General features: G+C 42.1%; 18 protein-coding genes. 9 read left to right on the plus strand and 9 right to left on the minus strand.

The annotated features are described in order from the left end of the window. Positions 1–17: 17 nt before the first annotated feature. Complete coding sequence (locus BM386_RS21365) at positions 18–1,349, minus strand: GntP family permease (RefSeq protein WP_091697910.1); 1,332 nt, start codon at positions 1,347–1,349, stop codon at positions 18–20. Positions 1,350–1,546: 197 nt separating this feature from the next. On the opposite strand from BM386_RS21365, the gene BM386_RS21370 reads away from it, so the two are divergent. After that, a complete protein-coding gene (locus tag BM386_RS21370) occupies positions 1,547–3,619 on the plus strand; it encodes a family 20 glycosylhydrolase (protein WP_091697912.1) in 2,073 nt (690 codons plus the stop codon). A gap of 116 nt (positions 3,620–3,735) precedes the next feature. On the opposite strand, the gene BM386_RS21375 is transcribed toward BM386_RS21370, so the two are convergent. Next, a complete protein-coding gene (locus BM386_RS21375; RefSeq protein WP_091697914.1) occupies positions 3,736–4,212 on the minus strand; it encodes an acyl-CoA thioesterase in 477 nt (158 codons plus the stop codon). Between the two features lie 171 nt (positions 4,213–4,383). Between BM386_RS21375 and BM386_RS21380 the strand changes: the two genes are divergently transcribed. Continuing rightward, the gene (locus BM386_RS21380) at positions 4,384–4,986 is read left to right on the plus strand and encodes a hypothetical protein (RefSeq protein ID WP_091697915.1); all 603 of its coding nucleotides are present in this window, start codon (positions 4,384–4,386) and stop codon (positions 4,984–4,986) included. On the opposite strand, the gene BM386_RS21385 is transcribed toward BM386_RS21380, so the two are convergent. From BM386_RS21385 to BM386_RS21400, 4 genes are all read right to left on the minus strand, one after another. Then, positions 4,925–5,758, minus strand: a complete 834-nt coding sequence (locus BM386_RS21385; protein ID WP_091697917.1) for a hypothetical protein — start codon at positions 5,756–5,758, stop codon at positions 4,925–4,927. The genes BM386_RS21380 and BM386_RS21385 overlap by 62 nt on opposite strands. Positions 5,759–5,761: 3 nt before the next feature. Continuing rightward, positions 5,762–6,712: a Smr/MutS family protein gene (locus tag BM386_RS21390; protein WP_091697918.1), complete on the minus strand. Its 951-nt coding sequence runs from the start codon at positions 6,710–6,712 to the stop codon at positions 5,762–5,764. Continuing rightward, the gene (locus tag BM386_RS21395; protein ID WP_091697920.1) at positions 6,709–8,007 is read right to left on the minus strand and encodes a cryptochrome/photolyase family protein; all 1,299 of its coding nucleotides are present in this window, start codon (positions 8,005–8,007) and stop codon (positions 6,709–6,711) included. Before BM386_RS21395 ends, BM386_RS21390 begins: the two co-directional genes overlap by 4 nt. Positions 8,008–8,187: 180 nt before the next feature. Further along, a complete protein-coding gene (locus BM386_RS21400) occupies positions 8,188–12,717 on the minus strand; it encodes a translocation/assembly module TamB domain-containing protein (RefSeq protein ID WP_091697922.1) in 4,530 nt (1,509 codons plus the stop codon). 77 nt (positions 12,718–12,794) lie between these two features. On the opposite strand from BM386_RS21400, the gene tsaD reads away from it, so the two are divergent. From tsaD to BM386_RS21435, 7 genes are all read left to right on the plus strand, one after another. Next, the gene (gene tsaD, locus BM386_RS21405) at positions 12,795–13,808 is read left to right on the plus strand and encodes a tRNA (adenosine(37)-N6)-threonylcarbamoyltransferase complex transferase subunit TsaD (RefSeq protein WP_091697923.1); all 1,014 of its coding nucleotides are present in this window, start codon (positions 12,795–12,797) and stop codon (positions 13,806–13,808) included. A gap of 2 nt (positions 13,809–13,810) precedes the next feature. Continuing rightward, on the plus strand, positions 13,811–14,278 hold the full coding sequence (gene smpB / locus BM386_RS21410) for an SsrA-binding protein SmpB (protein ID WP_091697925.1): 468 nt from the start codon (positions 13,811–13,813) through the stop codon (positions 14,276–14,278). Next, a complete protein-coding gene (locus BM386_RS21415) occupies positions 14,241–15,038 on the plus strand; it encodes an SH3 domain-containing protein (RefSeq protein ID WP_091697926.1) in 798 nt (265 codons plus the stop codon). The genes smpB and BM386_RS21415 overlap by 38 nt, the downstream gene beginning before the upstream one ends. A 2-nt stretch (positions 15,039–15,040) precedes the next feature. Further along, positions 15,041–15,565: an HNH endonuclease gene (locus BM386_RS21420; protein WP_091697928.1), complete on the plus strand. Its 525-nt coding sequence runs from the start codon at positions 15,041–15,043 to the stop codon at positions 15,563–15,565. 43 nt (positions 15,566–15,608) lie between these two features. Next, the gene (locus BM386_RS21425) at positions 15,609–16,043 is read left to right on the plus strand and encodes a hypothetical protein (RefSeq protein WP_091697930.1); all 435 of its coding nucleotides are present in this window, start codon (positions 15,609–15,611) and stop codon (positions 16,041–16,043) included. A 292-nt stretch (positions 16,044–16,335) separates the two neighbouring features. Continuing rightward, a complete protein-coding gene (locus BM386_RS21430; RefSeq protein ID WP_091697932.1) occupies positions 16,336–16,500 on the plus strand; it encodes a DUF1328 domain-containing protein in 165 nt (54 codons plus the stop codon). A gap of 95 nt (positions 16,501–16,595) precedes the next feature. Further along, positions 16,596–17,312: a DUF502 domain-containing protein gene (locus tag BM386_RS21435; RefSeq protein ID WP_091697933.1), complete on the plus strand. Its 717-nt coding sequence runs from the start codon at positions 16,596–16,598 to the stop codon at positions 17,310–17,312. Between the two features lie 9 nt (positions 17,313–17,321). Here the strand turns inward: BM386_RS21435 and BM386_RS21440 are convergent, their stop codons facing one another. Genes BM386_RS21440 through BM386_RS21450 form a run of 3 tightly spaced genes read right to left on the minus strand, consistent with a single transcriptional unit; the run spans position 17,322 to position 20,951 of the window. Continuing rightward, positions 17,322–17,651 (minus strand): DMT family transporter, encoded by a 330-nt coding sequence (locus tag BM386_RS21440; protein WP_091697935.1) that lies wholly within the window; start codon positions 17,649–17,651, stop codon positions 17,322–17,324. A 50-nt stretch (positions 17,652–17,701) separates the two neighbouring features. After that, entirely contained in the window at positions 17,702–18,304 is a 603-nt protein-coding gene (locus tag BM386_RS21445; RefSeq protein ID WP_170857148.1) for a ribonuclease HII, read from the minus strand. After that, on the minus strand, positions 18,276–20,951 hold the full coding sequence (locus tag BM386_RS21450) for an MGH1-like glycoside hydrolase domain-containing protein (RefSeq protein WP_091697936.1): 2,676 nt from the start codon (positions 20,949–20,951) through the stop codon (positions 18,276–18,278). Before BM386_RS21450 ends, BM386_RS21445 begins: the two co-directional genes overlap by 29 nt. Positions 20,952–20,981: the final 30 nt, after the last annotated feature.

Raw genomic sequence — 20,981 nt, forward strand, 5'->3', positions numbered from 1 at the left:
CTCTGTTTGAATACACATTACCTCACCACCAGCGTAATCAGATATATCACACTGATCGCAGTGAGCGACATAATCAACGTTCCTAGACTATGCGTCTGATTACCTTGTTTAATCGATAGACCTGAAAGCTGGGTGACTGCCCAAAAGAAACTGTCATTGGCATGGGAAATTGCCATAGCTCCAGCTCCTGTAGCCAAGACTGCGAATACACGCATGCTCTCTGAGTCTAGACCAAGTGAACCGAGCAAAGGAGCTATAATCGATGCTGTGGTGATCATGGCAACTGTCGAAGAACCTTGGGCCGTTTTCAGCGCAAAAGCAATCAGGAAAGGAAGGAATATCCCCCAACTTGCCCCACTCATACTTGAGCTTACCAGGTCCCCAATTCCTGAATTCTGAAGCATTTTCCCAAAAACACCGCCTGCCCCGGTAATCAGAATCACAGGTGCAGCTATCAATATTGCTTCGCCTATCCAGCCGGAAGATGAAAGTAACTTAGCATCGAATTTCTTTGGTAAAGTAAAAGCCATAAAAGAGCCTAATAATAAGGCTATCACCGGGCTTCCGGCGAATTGGATAAAGGTGTAAAATCCGCCTTCCCCAAATGGTTTTGTAGGGTATTTGGCAATAGATGCGGTTATGATTAAAATCAGCGGGACGATGATAGGCAAAAAAGAAGCGAAGGCCGAGGGTCTGTTTTTAGCATCAATTTCCTCAGTTTTCACAGCCATTTTTGGTACCAAAGGAATTTTATAAGCCACTTTTTTTACGAAAATATAGCTTGGAATCAAGGCGGTCAAACTCACGATTAGGCCATAGAAAATAATCATCCCAAGATCAGCGTCATAAATACCAGCAGTCGCAATTGGTCCTGGAGTAGGAGGTACTAAGGAGTGAGAAGCAGTGGCACCGAGAGCCAATGCAATTGTAGTAGCTGCATAAGGCACCTTTCCTTTTAAAGAGAGGGATTTACTGATGGGGTTCATCATGATAAAGGTGCTATCTCCGAATACTGGTATGGATAAGATATAGCCCGAAATCATCATGGCAAGCGTTATCGATTTTTCACCGATCCAGGAGAGGATTTTCTCAGCAATAACTATTGCTCCTCCGGTTTTTTCCAGAAAAGTGCCCATCATAACACCAAGTAAAATGAGTAACCCTATACTTCCTAAAACCCCACCAAAACCCTCAGAAATAGATTGTAAGATTAACTCACCGGACATTCCGGATAGCAAGCCGTAGAGGATGGCTCCGCAGAAAAGCGCAAGAAATGGGTGGATGTCAAATTTGACTATGGCAAGTAGAATCAGTGCCAAGGCAAAAAGGATAATCAATAATGTAAGCATTCTAGGTTAGGTTGGGTTTGGTAAAAGAGCTTGAACAAAATAGTTACAAACCTTCAACCTAAAAATTAGGGAAAAAAAGGGAATATTAAAGCCCGAAGCTGGATTAGCTTTTGAATTGTTTGCTGAACGGCTTTTTGGGCTTTGATTATTTGGTATTTTAGCTATTCAAAATTCTTTTAACCCAATATCCTCTTTACATGCGATTATTTACTGTTTTCAAGCTAGTACTAGTTTTAGTAGTGCTGGCATCTTGCAACTCTACGCCTAAAAAGGCAGGAAGCTTCGAGCTATTGCCAAGTCCTTCATCCGTACAAATCTCAGGGATTTCCTCTGTTTCGCCCACAGAGATTGACGAGTTTGTCCAGCAAGCCAAAGCTGATTTTATCTCTGGTAATTCATTGCCAGGTTCAAGCGATATTTCTCTGACCTTAGAAGTTACCTTTGATTTAGCACCTGAAGGGTATATTCTTGAGATTTCTAAAGAGCATATTGATGTTTTTGCAGCTACTGAGGAAGGGCTTTGGTACGGTTTAATAACCTTGGGTCAATTGGTGCAGGATGCCTTGGATCAGGAAGCAGCACTACCCTTGATTTCTATAAAAGACGAACCGGCGCTTAACTATCGTGCTGTGCACCTCGACGTCAAGCATCACCTGGAAAAGAAGGAGTATTACTATGAATTGATGGATGAATTGGCCGAACAGAAAATCAATGGGATTATACTGGAAATAGAAGATAAACTGGCTTTTGATAAGCAGCCTAAAGTAGGTTCTTCAGATGCTTGGTCTATAGCAGAATGGAAAGAGCTAAGTGAATATGCCATGGCGAGAAATATCCGGATTTCGCCTTTGGTGCAAGGACTGGGGCATGCATCCTTTATTCTAAAGCATGAGGATTACAAGGATCTTCGGGATGATCCAGCAAGTGATTGGGCCTTTAATCCCCTCGATGAGCGAACGTACGAGGTACAATTTGATCTCTACACTGACGCACTTGCGGCTTTTCCCCATGCTCAATATTTGCACGTAGGGGGAGATGAAGTTCATACCACAGGAAGAGGAAGTGGAAAATCTCCACTTGAGCTGCAGTTGATCTGGCTCAATAGAGTGAGTGAATATGCAGAGAGCAAAGGCTTAACACCGATTTTTTGGGATGATATGCCTTTGAAAAATGCCGGGGTTTACGGTTCTATTTTCAATAGAAATCTATCTGCTGCCCAAGTCGATAGCATCTGGACTGCAAACGAACCCAATCTCAATACCTATGTGGATATGTTTCCAAAGAATTGTGTGTATATGCGCTGGAATTATAGCATGCCTGAAACGATTGGTAACAACCGAGCGATGCGGTGGTTTACCGATCATGGTTTCCAAGTGATGGGAGCCACGGCAGGTCAAACTCGCTGGAACCTGATGCCGCTGGAGGAAAGTAACACGGCCAATATTCGTGACTTTGCCTTACTCTCAATTGACAATAAAGCGGATGGCTTGCTTCTGACACTTTGGGATGATGATTCTCCACACTTTGAACTGTATGCCCGTGGGATTGCGATTTTTGCTGAATACACCTGGGCAGGTAATAAGCGCAACTCAGATCAACTTCATGCCGCTTACAGACAACGGGCTTTCGGTTCGGAATTAGCTTCAGAGGAATATGCATTTATCAACGATCTGGAAGGGCCTGTGGAGTTTTGGAAAAATGCGTTGCTGGATAACAATGACCGAAATAGAATTAGAAGGTTGGAGAATCCCTTGCAAGATGCTGTTTTAGCTTTGCCGGAGGCAAATAATCCTGGCGCATGGACTGAAAAGAATGCAGAAAAACTGGCCAAAGTTGAGGAATATCAGTTGGCAGTGGACTCGGTTTTACATCAAATATCAGCATCCAAAAAAGCAGCTCTGAGAAATACATATAGACTCGAAGTGTATGAGCAAGTAGCCAAAGTCACTCAATTTAGCAACAAATCGTTGCTCTTATTGTCTGAATGGGATCTGGCGAAAACTGATGAGGAAAGAGAGGCAGCTAAAGAAAAGTTGCTAAACCTGGAAGAAGAATGGAAAATTCAGTTGGCTGATTTAGAAAAAGTCTATGGCAAGACCAGAGTGCTGGACAAACCTGATGATTATATTTTGGATCAAGACCATCACGTGCATTTGGCTAATCAGGCGATTAAGTTTGCAGATTGGCAATTTTATGTAGAGGATTTATTTCTTCAAAAAATCAAAGAAGGAAACAGCTTGGAGATGAAAGGAGATATTCAGAATAATTGATGGATAGATGACCTTTGAGGTTTTCAAAACCTCGAAGGTCTTTAGGTTACAATTCGCTTTTTTTAGTAATGATCACTGCGACTGCATCCTAACTCTTGCCACTTTTCACTCCAAATCTACTCATTGAAGAAAGGCTTCATTTCATTGTGGATATTTTCACGGAGAGATTTTAGTCTTGTGGCATATTCTTCCAGTTTCTTTTCTTGGTCGGTTTGAGGAATCCAAGGTTTCACTTTTTGGGGATTGCCATGCTCATCCACGGATACAAAAATGATGATGCAATGGGTTTTTTTCTCAAACTCTTTGTGACCAAAATCTCTGGAATAGACTTCAACCATGATGTGTATGCTGGAGCTGCCCGTGTAGATCACAGCGCAATCCACTTTGATCACATCGCCGATATTGATAGGCTTATAAAATCGGATACCACCCACATAGACGGTCACACAGTACGACTCCGACCAGGTTCGGGCGCAGGTATAGGCTGCCTGATCGATCCACTTCATCACCACTCCACCGTGGACTTTGCCACCGAAATTGATGTCAGAAGGTTCGCTGATAAACTGGAATGAGGTTTTGTGTGAGGTATCCATAGGTTTGAATTGAGTGTAAAGTCCGCTAAGCTAAGGGATATTTTGGAGATTTGGAGGATGTGAGAAAATCCATCTAGTGTAAATATTCCAATGTGCTTTTGGTAATCCAATTAGCTTTTTAGTATATTAAATTATCACTTTTGTAAGAGTAAATCACTAAACATCTATAGCATGAAGAAAATACTCATTTTTGTCGTTTCATTATTCATAGCTCAGTTCAGTAATGCAAACGGAGTATGTTGGTGTGGATTTGAAGTTCTTTCTCAAAATAAGCAGTTTAAAGCAGTTATTTCACCTGTCGCAGATTCAGTGGATAAACCAGACTGGAAAACAGATTGGAAAATTGAAGTTTACAAACTTGGAAGTGGTATAAAAGCCCTGATATGGGAATCTGACTATGACTATTCGGGTAAACCAACAGGTCAACTTTCTGATGATGGTCAATACTTCACTTACGTAGAAAATTGGTATTACAAGGAACTCCCTCTGCTTACTATTTATAAAGCGGGACGCAAAATAGCAACTGATTTAGATGGCAATTCATTTTCTATTGCTAAGCGTAAACTTAAAAAGACGTCTTTGCATTATCTCTGGCTAGCTCAATCCAATGTTCCGTACGAATACAAGACTTCTGAAGATGGAATTACAATTTTAATGCTGAGAACCGTTGACAAAAGAGAGTTAAAAGTAAATCTAGATTATGGTATTTTGATCACCTCAATATCTTCTCAAATAACCCATGAGCATGTTTCTCGGCTTGAGATGCAAGGTTGATTTTCTGTTCTTTGAGTTCTTTGAGCCAGTCCAGGTATTTTTTTCCTGCTTCGGGCTTATCTCTCAGGAAGTGGGTAAGGGATTGCAGGGAAAGTTGGTTGGAATACCAAGGCTTTAAGTTGTCTTTTAGGGCAGCGATTTCCTCGTGAATGGAGGTTATAAAAATCGGATTGAAGCCCAGGTGGATCAGCAAGTTTTCCAGCATGATGATCGTGCGCAATCCTTCGAAGGTATCTTTCAGGGCCTTACTGTCCATAGGTCCTTTTTTATCCTGTTGAAAAAACTCCAACTCTTCCTGGATGATTTGATTGACAGCTGTGTTTACGGTCAATGGTTTGATGCCCCTGCTGGCTTTTAGGGCCTTGTCGTGAAAATCATCCCAGCTTTTCAGCGTGCTGCCCACGATTAGATCAAAAGCTTCTGTGTAAATCTGCTTTTTGTATTTATCCAGATGAATTCTGTAACCATTGAATTTTATTCCCAGTTTCAGCTCCCGGTCATTGAGGCTTTTTTCTGCCAGTTTGAAATGATGGATCTTTCTGAGACTTCTCTTCATTTGTTTGAAATCAGAGAAAATATTGAAATTCAATCCTTCAATATCAAAGTGAACCTTAGCCATCAAGTCTGCATAGAGTTCCAGAAAGTCCATTTTCCCAAGAAGTTCTATAGCCTTCTTTGACTTGATCTGCTTTCCCAAAACCAAAAACAGTGCCTTGGCTTCTTGATGCTGAGCTTCGAAAAGATGAAAGACAGGGGATACCTTTGCCTGCATAGATTAGGAAATTCTTACCAGCGTGGCACCGTAGCCCCACTGATCTTTTTGAGTATCCTGAAAGTACTTAATATTTTGGAGTTGACTCAGGCGCTTGTGAATTTCTTTGCGAAGCACGCCATTTCCTATGCCGTGGATGAAAGTGATTTCGTCCATTCCAGAAGCGATCGCCTGATCGAGATTCCTCTCAAATGTCTCCAGCTGCACCCGAAGCATCTCCGAATTGCTCATTCCCTTGGGGTCTGTCGCCAGCTTTTCAATGTGCAAATCAATTGATCTGGCTGGTTTTACAGCTTTTGTGACTTCTGATTTGGGGGAAATCTCACCAAGTTCCTGATTGAGAGCCCGAATATCCAACTCCTTGGTAGTTTGCTCTAGGGCAAAAATGTAAGCTGTTTTATCCAGTCGGGGTGCCTTGCTGAGATGCTTGAAGAACTGAGTTGGTTTCATCTTCAGCTGTCGCTCAAAGGCGGGAATTGCTTTCTCCAGCGTATTATGAATAGGAATAAAGCGAAGCAAAAAGGCCGGCCATTCGTCCATTTCTTTCAATAGTCTGTCATCGAACTTCTTTGCTTCACCGGGATTTAGGGTTGCGGCCAGTAAGGTGCGTTGGTTGGGGCCAAACACTTCCGAAGCATGAGCCAAATAAGGCTGGCGGCTGTCATTGATCAGGTAAAGACTGAGACTCTGGTCGTTGATAGGGAGAAAAGCGAGGTAAAGTCCCTGATCCTTTGGGCCAGAGATGGGAAGGGGAGTGTCAATTTCTTTTTCCTCTACCGGCTTTTCACCAAAATGCTGTTTTTCCGTTTCGTGGATTAGCACCAATTCTGATTTGAGAGCAGGGATGATAAAACCATCCTCGATCTCTATCTGCATTCTACCACTGGAGGAAATTTTTCGGATGATTCCTTCTTCGTTTCCATGTAGTAGTCTTACTCGGTCTCCGATATTCATTGATTCAGGGCTGATTTGTAGGTGTCGATTGCACGTTGCCTTGCAAATTTATGATCTACGATCGGTTTTGGGTATTTATCCGAGTTTATTTCAGGAATCCATTTTTTGATGTACTTCCAGTTTTTGTCGAATTTCTCCTGCTGGGAGCTGGGATTGAAAACGCGGAAGTAAGGCTGAGCATCTGTGCCAGTACCTGCAGCCCATTGCCAGCCACCATTGTTGGAGGCCAATTCAAAGTCAAGAAGTTTCGCTGCGAAATAAGCTTCTCCCCAGCGCCAGTCAATTAACAGGTGTTTGGTGAGAAAAGAAGCAACAACCATCCGTACACGATTGTGCATGTAGCCCGTGGCATTGAGTTCGCGCATTCCCGCATCCACGATTGGGTAGCCGGTCATTCCTTGGCACCAAGCAGCAAATTCTTCCTCATTGTTTCTCCAAGGGATCTGATCGTAGGCGGGTTTGAAAGCTTTGTCCACCACTTGGGGATTGTATGCCAAAATCATCATGTAAAACTCCCTCCAGATCAATTCATTAAGGTAAGTGGCATTGAGTTCCTTGGCTTTTTGCGCTAGCTGTCTGATTGATATGGAGCCAAAGCGAAGATGGATTCCTAGTCTGGAAGTCCCGTTTTTGGCTGGGAAATCACGGGTTTCGTTGTAATGAGAAATGACTTCTTCATCCGCAGTTTTTGATGGAATGGTAACTTCACTTTTTTCAAATCCAATTTCCTTCAAAGTTGGTAGATTCAAAGATGAGGTTTGATACAGGTTTTTCCAATGCATGGGTTTGTACCCTTCAAGCATTTTGGGACTGAGCTTACTCAGCCAGACTTTGCTGAATGGAGTGAAGACCTTATAGAATTCCCCTGATCCGTTTAGGATTTCTCCCGGTTCGAAAATCAGTTGATCTTTGAAACTATGAAATGGGATATCCTTGTCTGCAAGCAAGGACTTTATCTTTTTATCCCGGCTTTTAGCATATGGCTCATAGTCTCGATTGGTGTAAACAGCCTGTATGGAATATTCACTCAAGAGTTCCCTGTAAGCAGCTTCAGGGTCTCCATATTTTATCAAAATGGAGGAATCTTTCTTTTCTAATTCCTGATGAATTTTGCTGATCTGATCATGTATAAATTCCACCCTCGCGTCTGACTTATTTTCGAGTTTTTCGAGAATATTTTTGTCAAAAATGAAAAGTGGCAACACGTTTTCACTTTCACTTAGAGCTTGGAATAGTCCGTGGTTGTCTTCTAATCTTAGGTCTCTCCGAAACCAAAAAATACTAATTTTCTTCATTGGAACTTTATTAGTGTAATAGGGTAAATGGGATGATTGTTTAGAAAATTTTCCTCTAGAAGCATTTTCCTGCAGATGTACGCAGAAAAGAACACAGATTATGGCAGATTACAGACCGATTTCAAAAGAAACAGCGCTGATCAGCGATAGTTTTCAGCGTATATCTGCTGGAAATAAACCTTAAAACTCCCCTTCTTTAATCATTCTAAAGGTTCTTTCTCTGTTCAGAGAATCTAGTCGTTCTTCGATATTGTCTAATTGGATTGGTTTCCATTCTTCTTTGTCTTCAAACCGATAGCGAAGGAAATCATCCGTATCATTGATGATCAGTTTCTCTTTTTTCTTTCTCGTGATTTTATTGAATAGCTCGGAGAAAGAGTTGAAAGAAACGCTCTGAGAGAGTGCAACACCATAGGTGGATACATTTTCCGAAAGCGATAGTGAGGTGAACGTATTGAAATTGTTTCTGTTGAAAATTCTAATTCGGTAAACCCCATCTTCGGTAAGCATATATTCTGCCTGCCAATCTCCGATGATTGATGAAGCGCTGGCATTTCCTTGGTTATTCGTAAAACCCCCATCTCTTGAAACCCGAAGGCGTCCGTCGAGGAAGGTGTAGGCCACACTAAGTTGGAAGGTTTCCAAGGCATTTTGATCCAGACTGGCCACGTCCAAATCTACTTCGAGATTCTTGTCCACCTGACCAAGAAAGCTGTTGAGTTGGGAGGAAAGCAATTGTCCCAAACTGGAAGAAATATTGGATACACCAGAGAATTGACCTTCTGGAGAAAATGATCTTGTCATGATCACCGAGAAAACCTGACGGTTCATCTCCTGTTCATCATTGGCAATCTTGTTTTGGAAGGAAGAAATTGTCGTTTGAGTTTCTCCGCTGGAGGGGAATTCAGAAAAGTCAAATCCGAAACTGATATCAGGGGAAAGCAACTGACCATCCAGGTTCAATAATACCTTGACTGGATATCTTCGACTAGTGGTGGAGCTTTGCGTAGTCTGTGTTACAGAGCTGAGTAGCAAAGGCTGCAAAGAAACATTTTCAATATATTCTGCGGAGATGTCCATTATCCCACTGTATGGATCTCCGTACCAAGTTATTCTGCCTCCGGGTTTGATGCTGAATTGCTTTTTCACCACATTATAAAGAGAGAAATTATACATTCCCTCGGTGATTTCGTAGGTGCCATTCAAGGTGAAATTTCCCTGCGTATCTACATTCATCGTCAATACTCCCCGGCCTCGACCGGATATTCCTTCCTCTGTTCTAGGATCGATAATTATCTCGGCGTAGGCATCTGGTGTGATGTCCAGCACGAAATTCATTCTCACATTTTCTATTTCCAATCTATTGATCTCCTCAGCGATTTGTTGAATCCTCACGGTGTCCTGAATGTTGATCATGTGGATGAAGTCTTCCTGAGCCTGCGTATTGCTACTGGTTAATGGAATGTAGATTCTTGTGTTCGGCTGACTGGTAGCTCTCGCATTGATATCCAAATTCGTTAAAGTCCCGATTGCCTCCAGCGTCCCTGAGACGAAGGCTGTTCCGTAAAAAGTCTCATTGTCTCTATCCGTCGTATTCATCACCTGAAGGTTGTTCATGTTGGCGCTGATGTCCAAGCGAATATTGGTGAAGGCTTGATGATTGATTCCACCCGTGAGGGTTGCCTGATTCCCGAAAAGATCCTTCATAGTTACCTGCTGTAGGCTGATCTGATTAGGTCTGAAAAGAACATTACCGTTGAGTAAATAGGTGGTTTTGAGATAATTTACAGTCAATCGCCCATCATTCAGTCTTCCGGTTCCTTCTAGTTGAGGATTTGCCATGGTACCGGTCAGATCCATATTACCTGAAATACTACCACCCAATCCAGATAGGTAATTGGATAAAAATGGTTCAAGAATTACCAAACTTGCTTCATTCAAAGAAGCCTGCATATTCATTTCTTGATTTTCTGTCAGAATATATCCACCAACATTGATCGTTTCTTTACCTTGATTTACATTGGTCAATGAAACCTGCAATCGTTCCAGATCCAAATTGGCAGTCGCGGACATATCGCCTATAGGAAACTTATTAATAGCAAACTCATTCAATTTGAATTCTCCTTGAATCAAAGGAGTGTCGAAGAGCTGTTCAAAGGAAATCATCCCATTGGCAGTGCCATCGAAGTCTTGAGGAAACAGGGTGTTAAGGAGGTCAATATTTACATTATTAACCATTAGGTTTAATCTATCTTCAGGCTTGTTGCTAGCAGTACCTTGTAGTGAAATTGACTGGTTTTCATTGAATAACTTAAGGCTATCAACCTGAATTAACCCCGGAGTAATCGTGATGAGATTAAGTGAGTCAAACTTCCATTCCCGATCAAGCACTTTTACGGAGGATGGTTCAAATGCGAGTTGGGTGTTTTGAGTAGAAAATTTTGCTACTGCATTGATTCTGGCGGCGCTTTGAGTAGAATCTTGATCTAGGGTGAGGTCAATATCCATTTCATTTTGATCCCAAATTGCCTCAAACCCGAAGTTGGTAAACTGAATGGATTTGCCAAGTTCCTGGCTCTTCGAATAGACATAAAAGGAAGCAAGGATGTCCTGGCTGTTGATGATTTTTGAGGTGTTAAAATCTATATTGATGTTTTTTGCCGTGTTGTTTTTATACTTCAGCGTATCGATACTGGTGAAAAAGTTAAAGACCGTATTCTCTGCCGTTTGATAGAATGCTCCTTCCAATACCATGTTTTTGGAAAGACTCAAATCTGGTTCTAAAAGCTGGACAATTGGGTTGATATTGATCAGGCGGAGGTTCAAATCCAGGTTGTAATTCTCGGAGAAATTCCGCTCCAGATCTGCTATAGGCTGTTCTTCATTTAGGATGATGGCTATGTATTGCTGTAGCAAAATATCCAAATCACTGCCCATTTGCTCCAGATTAAATTGCCCCGAAGCTGCTGCCACTAAGTAATCCGAATTGATGGACATCGTTCTGGTGCCTCCGGCAAAAAGGGATTGGAAATTGAAGCTTCCCACGTCCAAAAATCTATCCTCATAGCCAACTTGAATATTGCGGAACCGCGCTATGCCCTGAATATCATCCAGTTTTATTCCCTTCACGTCTATATCCAGGTTTCCACTGATGAAAGTGGCTTTCTCGGTAATATTCAACCGATCCAAAAATGCTGTGTCAATCTGTAAACTCATTCTAACCGAATCAGTAGATTGCCGAAGGTTTACCTCACCGTTGGCGTTGATCTTAAAGTTTGGATCTTTTACCGCCAGGTTTCCTCTAAAAAGGTCACGCCCGTAAGTTGCATCGGTTTTGATATTTGTGTATTGGTAGTTTTTGAATCCAAATTTGCTCACGTCGGCATCTACATCAAGCAGTAGATTCGCGGTGGAATTTCCGGTGGTAGTGATGCGTCCTTTGAGGCTTACCTTTTGGAATAAGTCCCGGTTTTCGGCAATTATCCCTAAGTCTAGATTCTGAGTTGTTAGATTGGAAACCGTCGTCGGAAGTCCATCTGCTCTATCAAAACTTACCCTTCCAGTGATATCTCCAATAGAAGTTTTGAACTCACCATTGGTATCAAAGCGATGCAAATACCCGGCAAAGTCAGCGGTGAGCCGTATTGTGTTGAATTTGTTGATTTCCTTGGAAATATTCTCTGGTAGATAGGGGGCGAGATCTTTTGCTAAAATCGTGGAATTCTTTAGCGAAAGGTTGATATACGTATCATCTAAATCAGGTAAACCATCTAGCCTAAATGCGCCAAAAATCGCTGTTTTCTCTCCAATTCTGAGCAAAAGTTCCTCTGATCTCACATCCGAAACCGGCCCAGCTACCCTGCCCGATAGGTAGATTTGATCATCGATATTAGGCAGGCCTGGAGCAAAAAGCTTTAAATCACCCAAGTCTAGCTTGGTTTCATCTAGATTGGTAATGATTACCACCTCTTCCGAAAAATTGGAAAAGGCTGCCGGAGTAGCGTATTCAAAACGAAGGAAATTTTTAATATGGCTATTGACCGACTTGAGACTGAGTTGGTCAAACTCCATAAACTCTGGCCCATATTTCATATTGGTTTTGAGCTCCATGATCTCAAATCCCGAGGTCAGCTCAGTGCCTGTCAGCATTTTGATATTGGCACCTATCTCAGGTCCTTGCAGGTAAAAATCAGAAGCATTCAGCGTAATGTCTGCAAAGCGTAGTCTGTTGTAATCCAGTCCTTTGGTGATCGCATCTGTAATTTCATTGACAATGAAGATTTCAGAGTTTCTGAGCTCTACTGTATTAATCTTAAATTGAGTGGGGCCAGAACTAGCACTGCCGGTGCTGAACATTTCGGAAAGCTCTTCCACCCAGAGATTGATATTCATCGCCGAATCACCCTCGTGGGTTAGCATATGCAATTTGGCATTTTCCATCCTGACGGCATTGATGGTGGTGATGCCCGGAGGAATGAGTGACAGCAATTCAAAATCGGCGTTGATCTTCTTGGCGCCAATCATCAGGCTATCCCGATGATCGCGTATGATCACATCGTCTAACTCAAGAGCGTCCCACCAGGTAAGTCGGATCTTTCCGATCTCTGTGTGGAAATCTGAATTATTATTGAGAATCCCTGTTACAGCGTTTACTACTTTATTTTGAACCCAAGTGACCTGTAAACTCAGCGCCACTACGATAAAAAACATAATCAATGAAAAGACGATCCAAAGTATTACCCGAAACGCTTTGTGCAAAAAATCCTTAACTTTCGCGTTCTTTTCCAATGGGTACCAACGATATCTTTATTCTAGCAATTGAATCCTCGTGTGACGAGACATCTGCGGCTGTTATAGCTGACGGCAAAGTACTTAATAATATTGTCGCCACACAATCCGTTCACGAAAAATATGGGGGAGTAGTTCCAGAGCTTGCTTCGCGTGCACATCAGGAAAATCTCATTCCCGTGGTTCAGGAGGCTATTTTATCTTCTGGAATCTCTAAGGATCAGCTTTCTGCGGTGGCTTTCACCCGTGGCCCCGGGTTGATGGGTTCTCTTTTAGTAGGAGTGAGCTTCGCAAAAGCTTTTGCCTTTGCCAAGAAAATCCCGCTGATCGAAGTGAATCATATGAATGCCCATATTTTGGCGCATTTTATTGAAGAACCCAAACCTAATTTTCCATTCATTTGCCTGACTGTGAGCGGTGGTCACACCCAATTGGTTTTGGTCAAAGATCATCTCGATATGGAGGTAATAGGAGAGACACAAGACGACGCAGTAGGTGAGGCCTTTGACAAAACTGCCAAGCTCCTTGGCTTGCCTTATCCCGGTGGACCGCTTATTGATAAATATGCCAAGGAAGGAAATTCAAAAGCCTTTCAGTTTCCGATTACCCGAATGCCGGAATTGAATTATTCCTTCAGTGGGATCAAAACTGCGGTGCTTTATTTTCTCCGGGATCAGCTGAAAGAAAACCCGAAATTCATTGAGGAGAATTTAGCTGACCTCTGCGCCAGCATACAATACGCTCTGGTGGAAATGCTTTTGATCAAATTGAAAGCAGCGGTGAAGCAGTACGGTGTGAAGGAAGTTGCTATCGCTGGAGGAGTTTCGGCGAACTCAGGTTTGAGAGAGACATTAACGAAGTTGGCCGCGCAAAAAGGCTGGAACCTGTACATTCCAAAATTTGAATATTGTACTGACAACGCAGCCATGATTGCCATGGCAGCACATTTTAAATACCTGAAAGGAGAATTTTCATCTATGGATGTCACTCCTCTCGCAAAAATGAAAATCTAAGCATGGCTAAGGATAATAAGTTTGACAAAGTCATCAATATAAAAAACAGAAAGGCTCGCTTTGAGTTTGAGTTTATAGATACTTATGTAGCAGGGATGGTGCTCAAGGGCACAGAGATTAAGTCTATCCGGGAGTCTAAAGTTTCTCTTACTGAGTCGTTTTGCATATTCTTGGATGGAGAGCTCTATGTGCGTCAAATGCACATCGCTCCTTATTCCATGGCAGCGAGTTATAATCATGTGGCGATCCGGGACAGGAAGCTGCTGCTGAGCAAGCGGGAACTCGAAAAACTTGAAACTAAGTCTCAGGAAAAAGGGCTGACTATCATTCCTGTTCGTATATTTATCAACGACCGAGGGATGGCAAAAATGGAAATTGCGCTAGGCCGAGGTAAGAAATCGCACGACAAACGACAGGACTTGAAAGAAAAAGATGCAAAAAGAGAAATCCGGAGAATGGCCTTTGATTGATGCTTTTGGGATCTGCAGGCAAACCATTTTACCGCTTTACCGCAGACCTACTTTTGATTCGGCATTGGTGACGCAATTACTTTTTGGCGAATGCTATCAGACCATAGCGATGACTTCTGACCAGCAATGGTTCAAAATACTGCACGAGGATACCGGGCTGGAAGGCTGGATTACCACGCATACGATCAAGGAAATTCCAGCCTCAGATTATTACAAATTTTTAAATGCCGACTTTCAGGTAGTCACCAGTCCTATCGCAGCCATCGAATACCAAGGGACTAATCTTTATTTGCTTCCTGGAAGTAGGCTCCACTTTTCTGACTTGGAGCTTTTTAATTGGCAAGATCATATTGGTTTCACTGGCTCGGTACGCAGTCATGCGATCAAAGCCGACAGATCTCAGCTGATCGATATAGCCGTCAAGTATGTCAATGCGCCCTACCAAGCAGGAGGAAGAAGTATTTTTGGATTGGATGAGCGTCAAGGATTTGAATTGATTTTTAGCATTGCAGGCTATTCTTGGAAGTCGGGTAAAATTCCGGGTAGAAAAATTGAACCCGAGCGCGTATTGCCAGGTGATTTATTTATTTTCAGGCAGTTAGAGAAGAAGCAAGTCAACTATGCCTTGTATCTTGGAGCTGAAGAAGTATTTTGGATGGATAATAAAATAAAAGTGTCGGATCTGAGTGAATGGGAAACTTACTTACGGAGTAGTAAGGATAAAGAGGTGGAGCTGGAAACTCGGTCAATTATAAGTTAATTATGGAAAAGCGGGTACTGGTATTGAATTTAGATCATTCTCCCGTTGCGGTAGTATCTCCGCAAAAAGCCATAGTCCTCTTGCTATTGGAAAAGGCGAACTGTCTTTCTGTTTATGATTTACTTCAAATCCGTACTGTTAGCCGAAGTTTTGCCTATCCCGCGGTCATTTGCCTGAATCATTATAAAAACATTCCTTATCGGGGCGTTTTATTAAATCGGGTAAACCTTTTTCGAAGAGATCGGGGAGAGTGCCAATATTGCGGAAGTAAAAAACAACTGACCATAGACCATGTGGTCCCGAGGTCCAAAGGAGGCAAATCAAATTGGACCAACTTGACTACAGCCTGTCATCGATGTAATGTGTTGAAAGGCGATAAAACTCCCGAGCAAGTTGGGCTTACTATGCAGACAAAGCCATTTAAACCTTCTTTAGCCTATTTCCTTTCTGAATATGCCGAAAGGCAGGCTGAGGAATGGCTACCTTTTTTGAATGGAAAGGTTGAGAATTTGAAATTTGAAGTCTAATATTCTAAGCCTTTTTTGGCAATATAATTGCCTTAGATAACGCATGAAATTATCAATTATCGCCACTCTTTTGTTGGCTTTTTTTCTCCAAACGGCGCAGGTTAAATTTGAACAACTTATTGGTACGTGGCAACTCGTGCATTTTGATGCGATGGATGAGCTGAGAAAGTCTTCGCAATATCAGAATGCAAGTCCAGCGATGAGAGCGGGATTGGAGTACAAAATCAACAATAGACTCGAAAACACGGTGTATGAATTTGTACTTGGGGATAGCCTGAAATATACAGATTACGTCCAACAGGAAGTGGTACAAAAGAAGGCAAAAGTGGAAATCAGCATGGAGGATGTTATGACCATAAAGGCGGGAAAAGAGGTGAGAAAAGCCAAAATTGTTGAAATCAGCAGCGATAGAATGGTACTGGAGCCAATCAGCAGTAAGCCAGGTTCAGGAAGACTGGTTTTTGAAAAAATTAAATAGAAAAAGTAGTTGCTAATCACCACTTAGCATAAGCTGTTAGACTTTCTGACAGCTTATTTTTTGCTTGGTAGTATTTGGATCACTTGCAACTGGTCTGAAGAGGCAATAATTTCAACTTTTCCAAAATGGTATGTGCTTTTTTAGAAAGGATAAGTTGCTGATTTTGGGGCTTTTATTCCCCAATTTCGCGTAGGCCAACTGTGCAAATTCAGCTGTCAGCGATGTTTAAGGCTTTTTTAACAGTTGGTACGATTATGAACCTATTCCCATCGAACCACTAAACACAAAAACTATGTTACGCTGGATATTAATTTTCTTAGTAATCGCTTTGATTGCTGCCGTGTTAGGATTTGGAGGAATTGCCGCTGGTGCAGCTTCCATTGCCCAAATCATCTTCTACATCTTCTTGGTATTGCTTGTCATTTCCTTGGTAATGCATCTAGTGAGAAAAGCCTGATTTGTCAGGAAAACACATTAACCACCAATCAACCATTGTTTCACGATCCCTGATTTCGGGGTCGTGAAACTTTTGGAAACTATCTTTCAAATTCAATGAATCCTAATCCCAAAAGTCCGATAGTAGTAGAAGAAAAAAATGGAAGAGGAATAATCCTAGATAGCTTGATTCAGGGATTTTTAATCCTTCTGCCGCTTACTATTATTCTAATTCTGCTTTCGATAGTATTTAATTTTATTTTCGGAATTGTAGCACCTCTGAGTGCTGCGCTAGATCCTGGGACTGAAGAACCTCATTGGCTAATCAATGTGCTTTCTCTTGCAATATTCTGTGCTTTTATATTTTTGATAGGATTACTCGTCCGTAATAAGGTAGGCAAGGTTTATTTTAAGGTTTTTGAGCGAAAGTACCTTACCAAACTACCATTGTATAGTCTGATCCATCAAACAGTTTATCAGTTTGTAGGCTTGAAAAAACTTCCCTTTTCTGAGGTTGTTTTACTAGACCCTTTCCGCTCCGGCACCATGATGACCGGGTTTATTACCGATCAGATCGAAGATAAATTATACACCATTTTTGTGCCCACCGCCCCAAATCCGACTAATGGGAATATTTATCATGTGCCAAAGGAGCTTATCACTTTTTTGGATGCATCTACTCAAGATGCCATGAGAACTGTGATGGGAATGGGGACAGGCACAGCTGATATGTTGGCTGGATTGAATTTATCCGAAATCCTGCCAAAAGGATCAGAACGCGAAATTATCAAGGGGAAAATCGTTGATGATAGCCTGGACGCTCTCCCTTCATAACGTGGCTTGTTAGTGAGGCGAGACCACTTTCAGCCCGATGATAGATAGGATCAAAGTGGACAGAAAGAAAACTCGCCAGAATTCTGCTGACTCTCTGAATACGAAAATCCCCACAAGGACAGTTCCTACAGCACCTATTCCAGTCCAAACGGCATAAGCTGTCCCGATTGGGAGTGTTTGGGTAGCTTTGATTAAAAGTAGCATACTGATCGCCAAACAAACAATAAAACCTGCATACCAGCCATAGACGGCATTTCCGGTAGCTCCTTTTGCTTTCCCAAGACAAGAGGCGAAACCGACCTCAAATAGTCCTCCGATGATTAACAAGATCCAGTTCATAGGGTGTTGGTTTTTTTATTGCACAAGTTTTGAATTGATGTAAGTATTAATTACAGATCTAAAATCATCTGCTCCTTTACTAGCTTAAAACTCTTTCTATGCCAGATGCAGTCTCCGAACTCTTCGATACCTGATCTATGGGCTTTGGTGGGATAGCCAGCGTTTCTCTCCCAGGCATAATGCGGGAACTCTTCTGCCAATTTCTCCATGAATTTATCCCGATAAACTTTTGCCAGAATAGAAGCAGCGGCTATGCTGGCAAATTTCCCATCGCCTTTGATTACACAAGTGTGCGGGATGGTCAAAGTGGATTTCCATCTGTTTCCATCAATCAGCAGGTGCTCAGGTTGCATTTTTAATCCCTGAACGGCGCGACTCATAGCCAAAAATGACGCATTCAGAATATTGATTTTATCAATTTCAGCCACACTCGCTTCCGCAATATGCCAAGCTGATGCTTTGTCTTTGATCTCTTCGATCAGATCCTCTCGTTGTTTTTTGCCCAGCTTTTTGGAGTCATTTATCCACTGATTGGAATAGTCTGCCGGCAAAATCACTGCGGCTGCTACCACAGGTCCTGCCAAACAGCCGCGACCAACTTCATCACATCCTGCTTCTATTCGATTAGCTTCTAAAAAGGGTTGTAGAATCATGGTGCTGATCTTCTCTGATTTTATAATACTTGTGGATCATCTCCGCCACCAGACCTGTCCAGCCAGTCTGATGGGATGCCCCCAAACCTGCTCCGCTATCTCCGTGGAAATACTCATAGAAAAGTATGTAATCCTTGAAGTGGGGATCCTCTTGGTATTTTTTATTGCTTGCGCCATAGACCGGCCGATTTCCATTTTCGTCCTTCATAAAGATTTTCATGCAGCGTAGGGACAATTCTTTGGCAATAATATCCATAGTCATATACTTACCAGAACCTGTGGGATATTCGATGGAAAAATCCCCTCCATAATAAAAATCAAATTTCTTTAGTGATTCTATCAGGAGGAAATTGATCGGGAACCAGATCGGTCCACGCCAATTAGAATTGCCACCAAACATGACTGTGTCCGATTCCCCCGGAGTATATTTCACGGACAGGGTTTCTCCACCTATTTTCATGGAGTATGGATTTTTCTCATGGTATTTTGAAAGTGACCTGATACCATAATCACTGAGGAATTCATCAGAATCCAACATTTTTTGCAAAACGCTTTTCATCCTATGACCTCTCAAAAGAGAAAATAATCTTCGTCTATCATGACCGGGTTGGATCCAGCTGGACACCAATGCTGCCAGTTTAGGTTTTTCCCTAAGGAAGAAATCCAATCTCTTTTTGAACTCAGGAAGTTTATCGAAAAGGTCTTCACGAATTGGCTCTACTGCAAATAATGGGATCAACCCTACTATGGAGCGTACTTTCATTTTGCGAGGCTCTTTGCCTGGAAGGTGGAAGACATCATAGAAGAAATTATCCTCATCATCCCAAAGGGAGATGTGCTCCTCTGAAATGTTGCTCATCGCACCTGCGATGTAGAGAAAGTGCTCAAGAAACTTGGTTGCAGTGAACTGGTAAACTGTATTAAATTCGCAGAGATCTAAAGAAATACGGAGTAAGTTCAAAGAGAACATGGCCATCCAGGAAGTGGCATCAGCCTGTTCTAGTTTTCCATGATATTTTTGTGCGTGACTTCTATCAAACACTGAGATATTATCCAATCCAAGGAATCCACCTTCAAAGATGTTTTTGCCATCACTATCTTTTTGATTGACCCACCAGGTGAAGTTGATCATCAACTTATGTAGGGCTCTCTCTAGAAATTCCTGATCCCCAACACCATTATTTGCTTTTTTGTCTATCTGATAAACCCGCTGTACCGCATAGGCATGCACAGGGGGATTTACATCGGAGAAATTCCACTCATAGGCAGGAATCTGCCCATTTGGATGCATGTACCATTCATTGAGCAGAAGCAAAAGCTGGTCTTTGGCAAACTCCGGATCTATCCGTGCTATGGGAATGCAATGAAATGCCAGATCCCAAGCGGCATACCACGGGTATTCCCACTTGTCCGGCATAGAGATGATATCGTAATTCTGTAAATGCTTCCAGTTACTGTTTCTTCCTTTTTTGCGAATTACCGGAGGTACATATCTGCCAGGATCTCCTTCCAGCCAACGTTCTACGTCGTAATAGTAGAACTGCTTTGACCACATCATGCCTGCATAAGCCTGACGCTGGATATTTAGTAAATCCTTATCAGTAACCCGTTCCTGAAGGTTTCCATAGAATTCATCAGCTTCTTTTTTACGCTGATCCAGACAGGTGTCGCAGATTTCCAGGGGATTGTCTTCCTCCTGATGCTGAAGTCTGAGTTTTACCTGTCTGCTTTCACCGGCAGGAATCGTAATCTCATAAATTGCAGCAGCTTTTGTCCCTTTATTGGCAGGGTTGAGGTGACTGGAATCCCCATTGACAACAAAATCGTTGATCGCGTCTTTCAGATATTTCTTCTCATTTCCGATGTTATAAATTCGCTCTCTGTTGGTTTCGTTATCACAAAATTTCAAATCCGGATTCCCATCGAATGTAATGGAATAATTGCCTGATTTGGGATTATATGCTTTTATTGTGTTATCCCCGGTTTTGGTGAGTTTAGGCATAAAGGGCTCATTTCCAGTAAACCAGGTCTTGCGAAACCACAGCGTGGGCATTACCCATATTTTAGCTTCTTCAGGACCGCGATTATGAATAGTAGCTACAGCGATGATATCTTCTATGTCCTGCTTAGCATACTCGATAAAAATATCGAAGTATTTGTCCTCATCAAAAATCCCAGTATCCAGCAACTCGTATTCCGGGTCTAATTTGCTTCGTTTATTATTTTCCTGCAAAAGTTGCTGATACGGAAATTCAGCTTGAGGATACTTATAGAGCATCTTCATATAACTGTGTGTAGGAGTGGAGTCCAAGTAATAATAGACTTCTTTTACATCCTCACCATGATTGCCTTGATTGCCAGTCAAACCAAAGAGTCGCTCTTTTAGGAAAGGATCTTTGCCATTCCAAAAGGCCCAAGCCAGGCAAAATTTCTGCTTATGATCAGAAATACCTCCTATACCCTCTTCGCCCCAGCGATAGGCCTTACTTCTGGCCTCATCGTGAGTCACATTTTCCCATGCCGAACCATCAGGGCTGTAATCTTCCCGTACAGTTCCCCATTGCCTCTCAGTGAGGTAAGGTCCCCATTTTTTCCAATGTTTGGTAAAGTCCTTATCTTCTTGTAATCGTATATTTTCAGCTGACATGTATATTCTCTCTTGGGGTAATTATCGAAA

It is taken from the genome of Algoriphagus locisalis (assembly GCF_900116615.1).
Classification (GTDB): domain Bacteria; phylum Bacteroidota; class Bacteroidia; order Cytophagales; family Cyclobacteriaceae; genus Algoriphagus; species Algoriphagus locisalis.

Coding starts and splice junctions, on each gene's coding strand:
- BM386_RS21365 (WP_091697910.1), bottom strand. CDS start 1,349: ATGCTTACATTATTGATTATCCTTTTTGCCTTGGCACTGATTCTACTT.
- BM386_RS21370 (WP_091697912.1), top strand. CDS start 1,547: ATGCGATTATTTACTGTTTTCAAGCTAGTACTAGTTTTAGTAGTGCTG.
- BM386_RS21375 (WP_091697914.1), bottom strand. CDS start 4,212: ATGGATACCTCACACAAAACCTCATTCCAGTTTATCAGCGAACCTTCT.
- BM386_RS21380 (WP_091697915.1), top strand. CDS start 4,384: ATGAAGAAAATACTCATTTTTGTCGTTTCATTATTCATAGCTCAGTTC.
- BM386_RS21385 (WP_091697917.1), bottom strand. CDS start 5,758: ATGCAGGCAAAGGTATCCCCTGTCTTTCATCTTTTCGAAGCTCAGCAT.
- BM386_RS21390 (WP_091697918.1), bottom strand. CDS start 6,712: ATGAATATCGGAGACCGAGTAAGACTACTACATGGAAACGAAGAAGGA.
- BM386_RS21395 (WP_091697920.1), bottom strand. CDS start 8,007: ATGAAGAAAATTAGTATTTTTTGGTTTCGGAGAGACCTAAGATTAGAA.
- BM386_RS21400 (WP_091697922.1), bottom strand. CDS start 12,717: ATGTTTTTTATCGTAGTGGCGCTGAGTTTACAGGTCACTTGGGTTCAA.
- tsaD (WP_091697923.1), top strand. CDS start 12,795: ATGGGTACCAACGATATCTTTATTCTAGCAATTGAATCCTCGTGTGAC.
- smpB (WP_091697925.1), top strand. CDS start 13,811: ATGGCTAAGGATAATAAGTTTGACAAAGTCATCAATATAAAAAACAGA.
- BM386_RS21415 (WP_091697926.1), top strand. CDS start 14,241: ATGCAAAAAGAGAAATCCGGAGAATGGCCTTTGATTGATGCTTTTGGG.
- BM386_RS21420 (WP_091697928.1), top strand. CDS start 15,041: ATGGAAAAGCGGGTACTGGTATTGAATTTAGATCATTCTCCCGTTGCG.
- BM386_RS21425 (WP_091697930.1), top strand. CDS start 15,609: ATGAAATTATCAATTATCGCCACTCTTTTGTTGGCTTTTTTTCTCCAA.
- BM386_RS21430 (WP_091697932.1), top strand. CDS start 16,336: ATGTTACGCTGGATATTAATTTTCTTAGTAATCGCTTTGATTGCTGCC.
- BM386_RS21435 (WP_091697933.1), top strand. CDS start 16,596: ATGAATCCTAATCCCAAAAGTCCGATAGTAGTAGAAGAAAAAAATGGA.
- BM386_RS21440 (WP_091697935.1), bottom strand. CDS start 17,651: ATGAACTGGATCTTGTTAATCATCGGAGGACTATTTGAGGTCGGTTTC.
- BM386_RS21445 (WP_170857148.1), bottom strand. CDS start 18,304: ATGATTCTACAACCCTTTTTAGAAGCTAATCGAATAGAAGCAGGATGT.
- BM386_RS21450 (WP_091697936.1), bottom strand. CDS start 20,951: ATGTCAGCTGAAAATATACGATTACAAGAAGATAAGGACTTTACCAAA.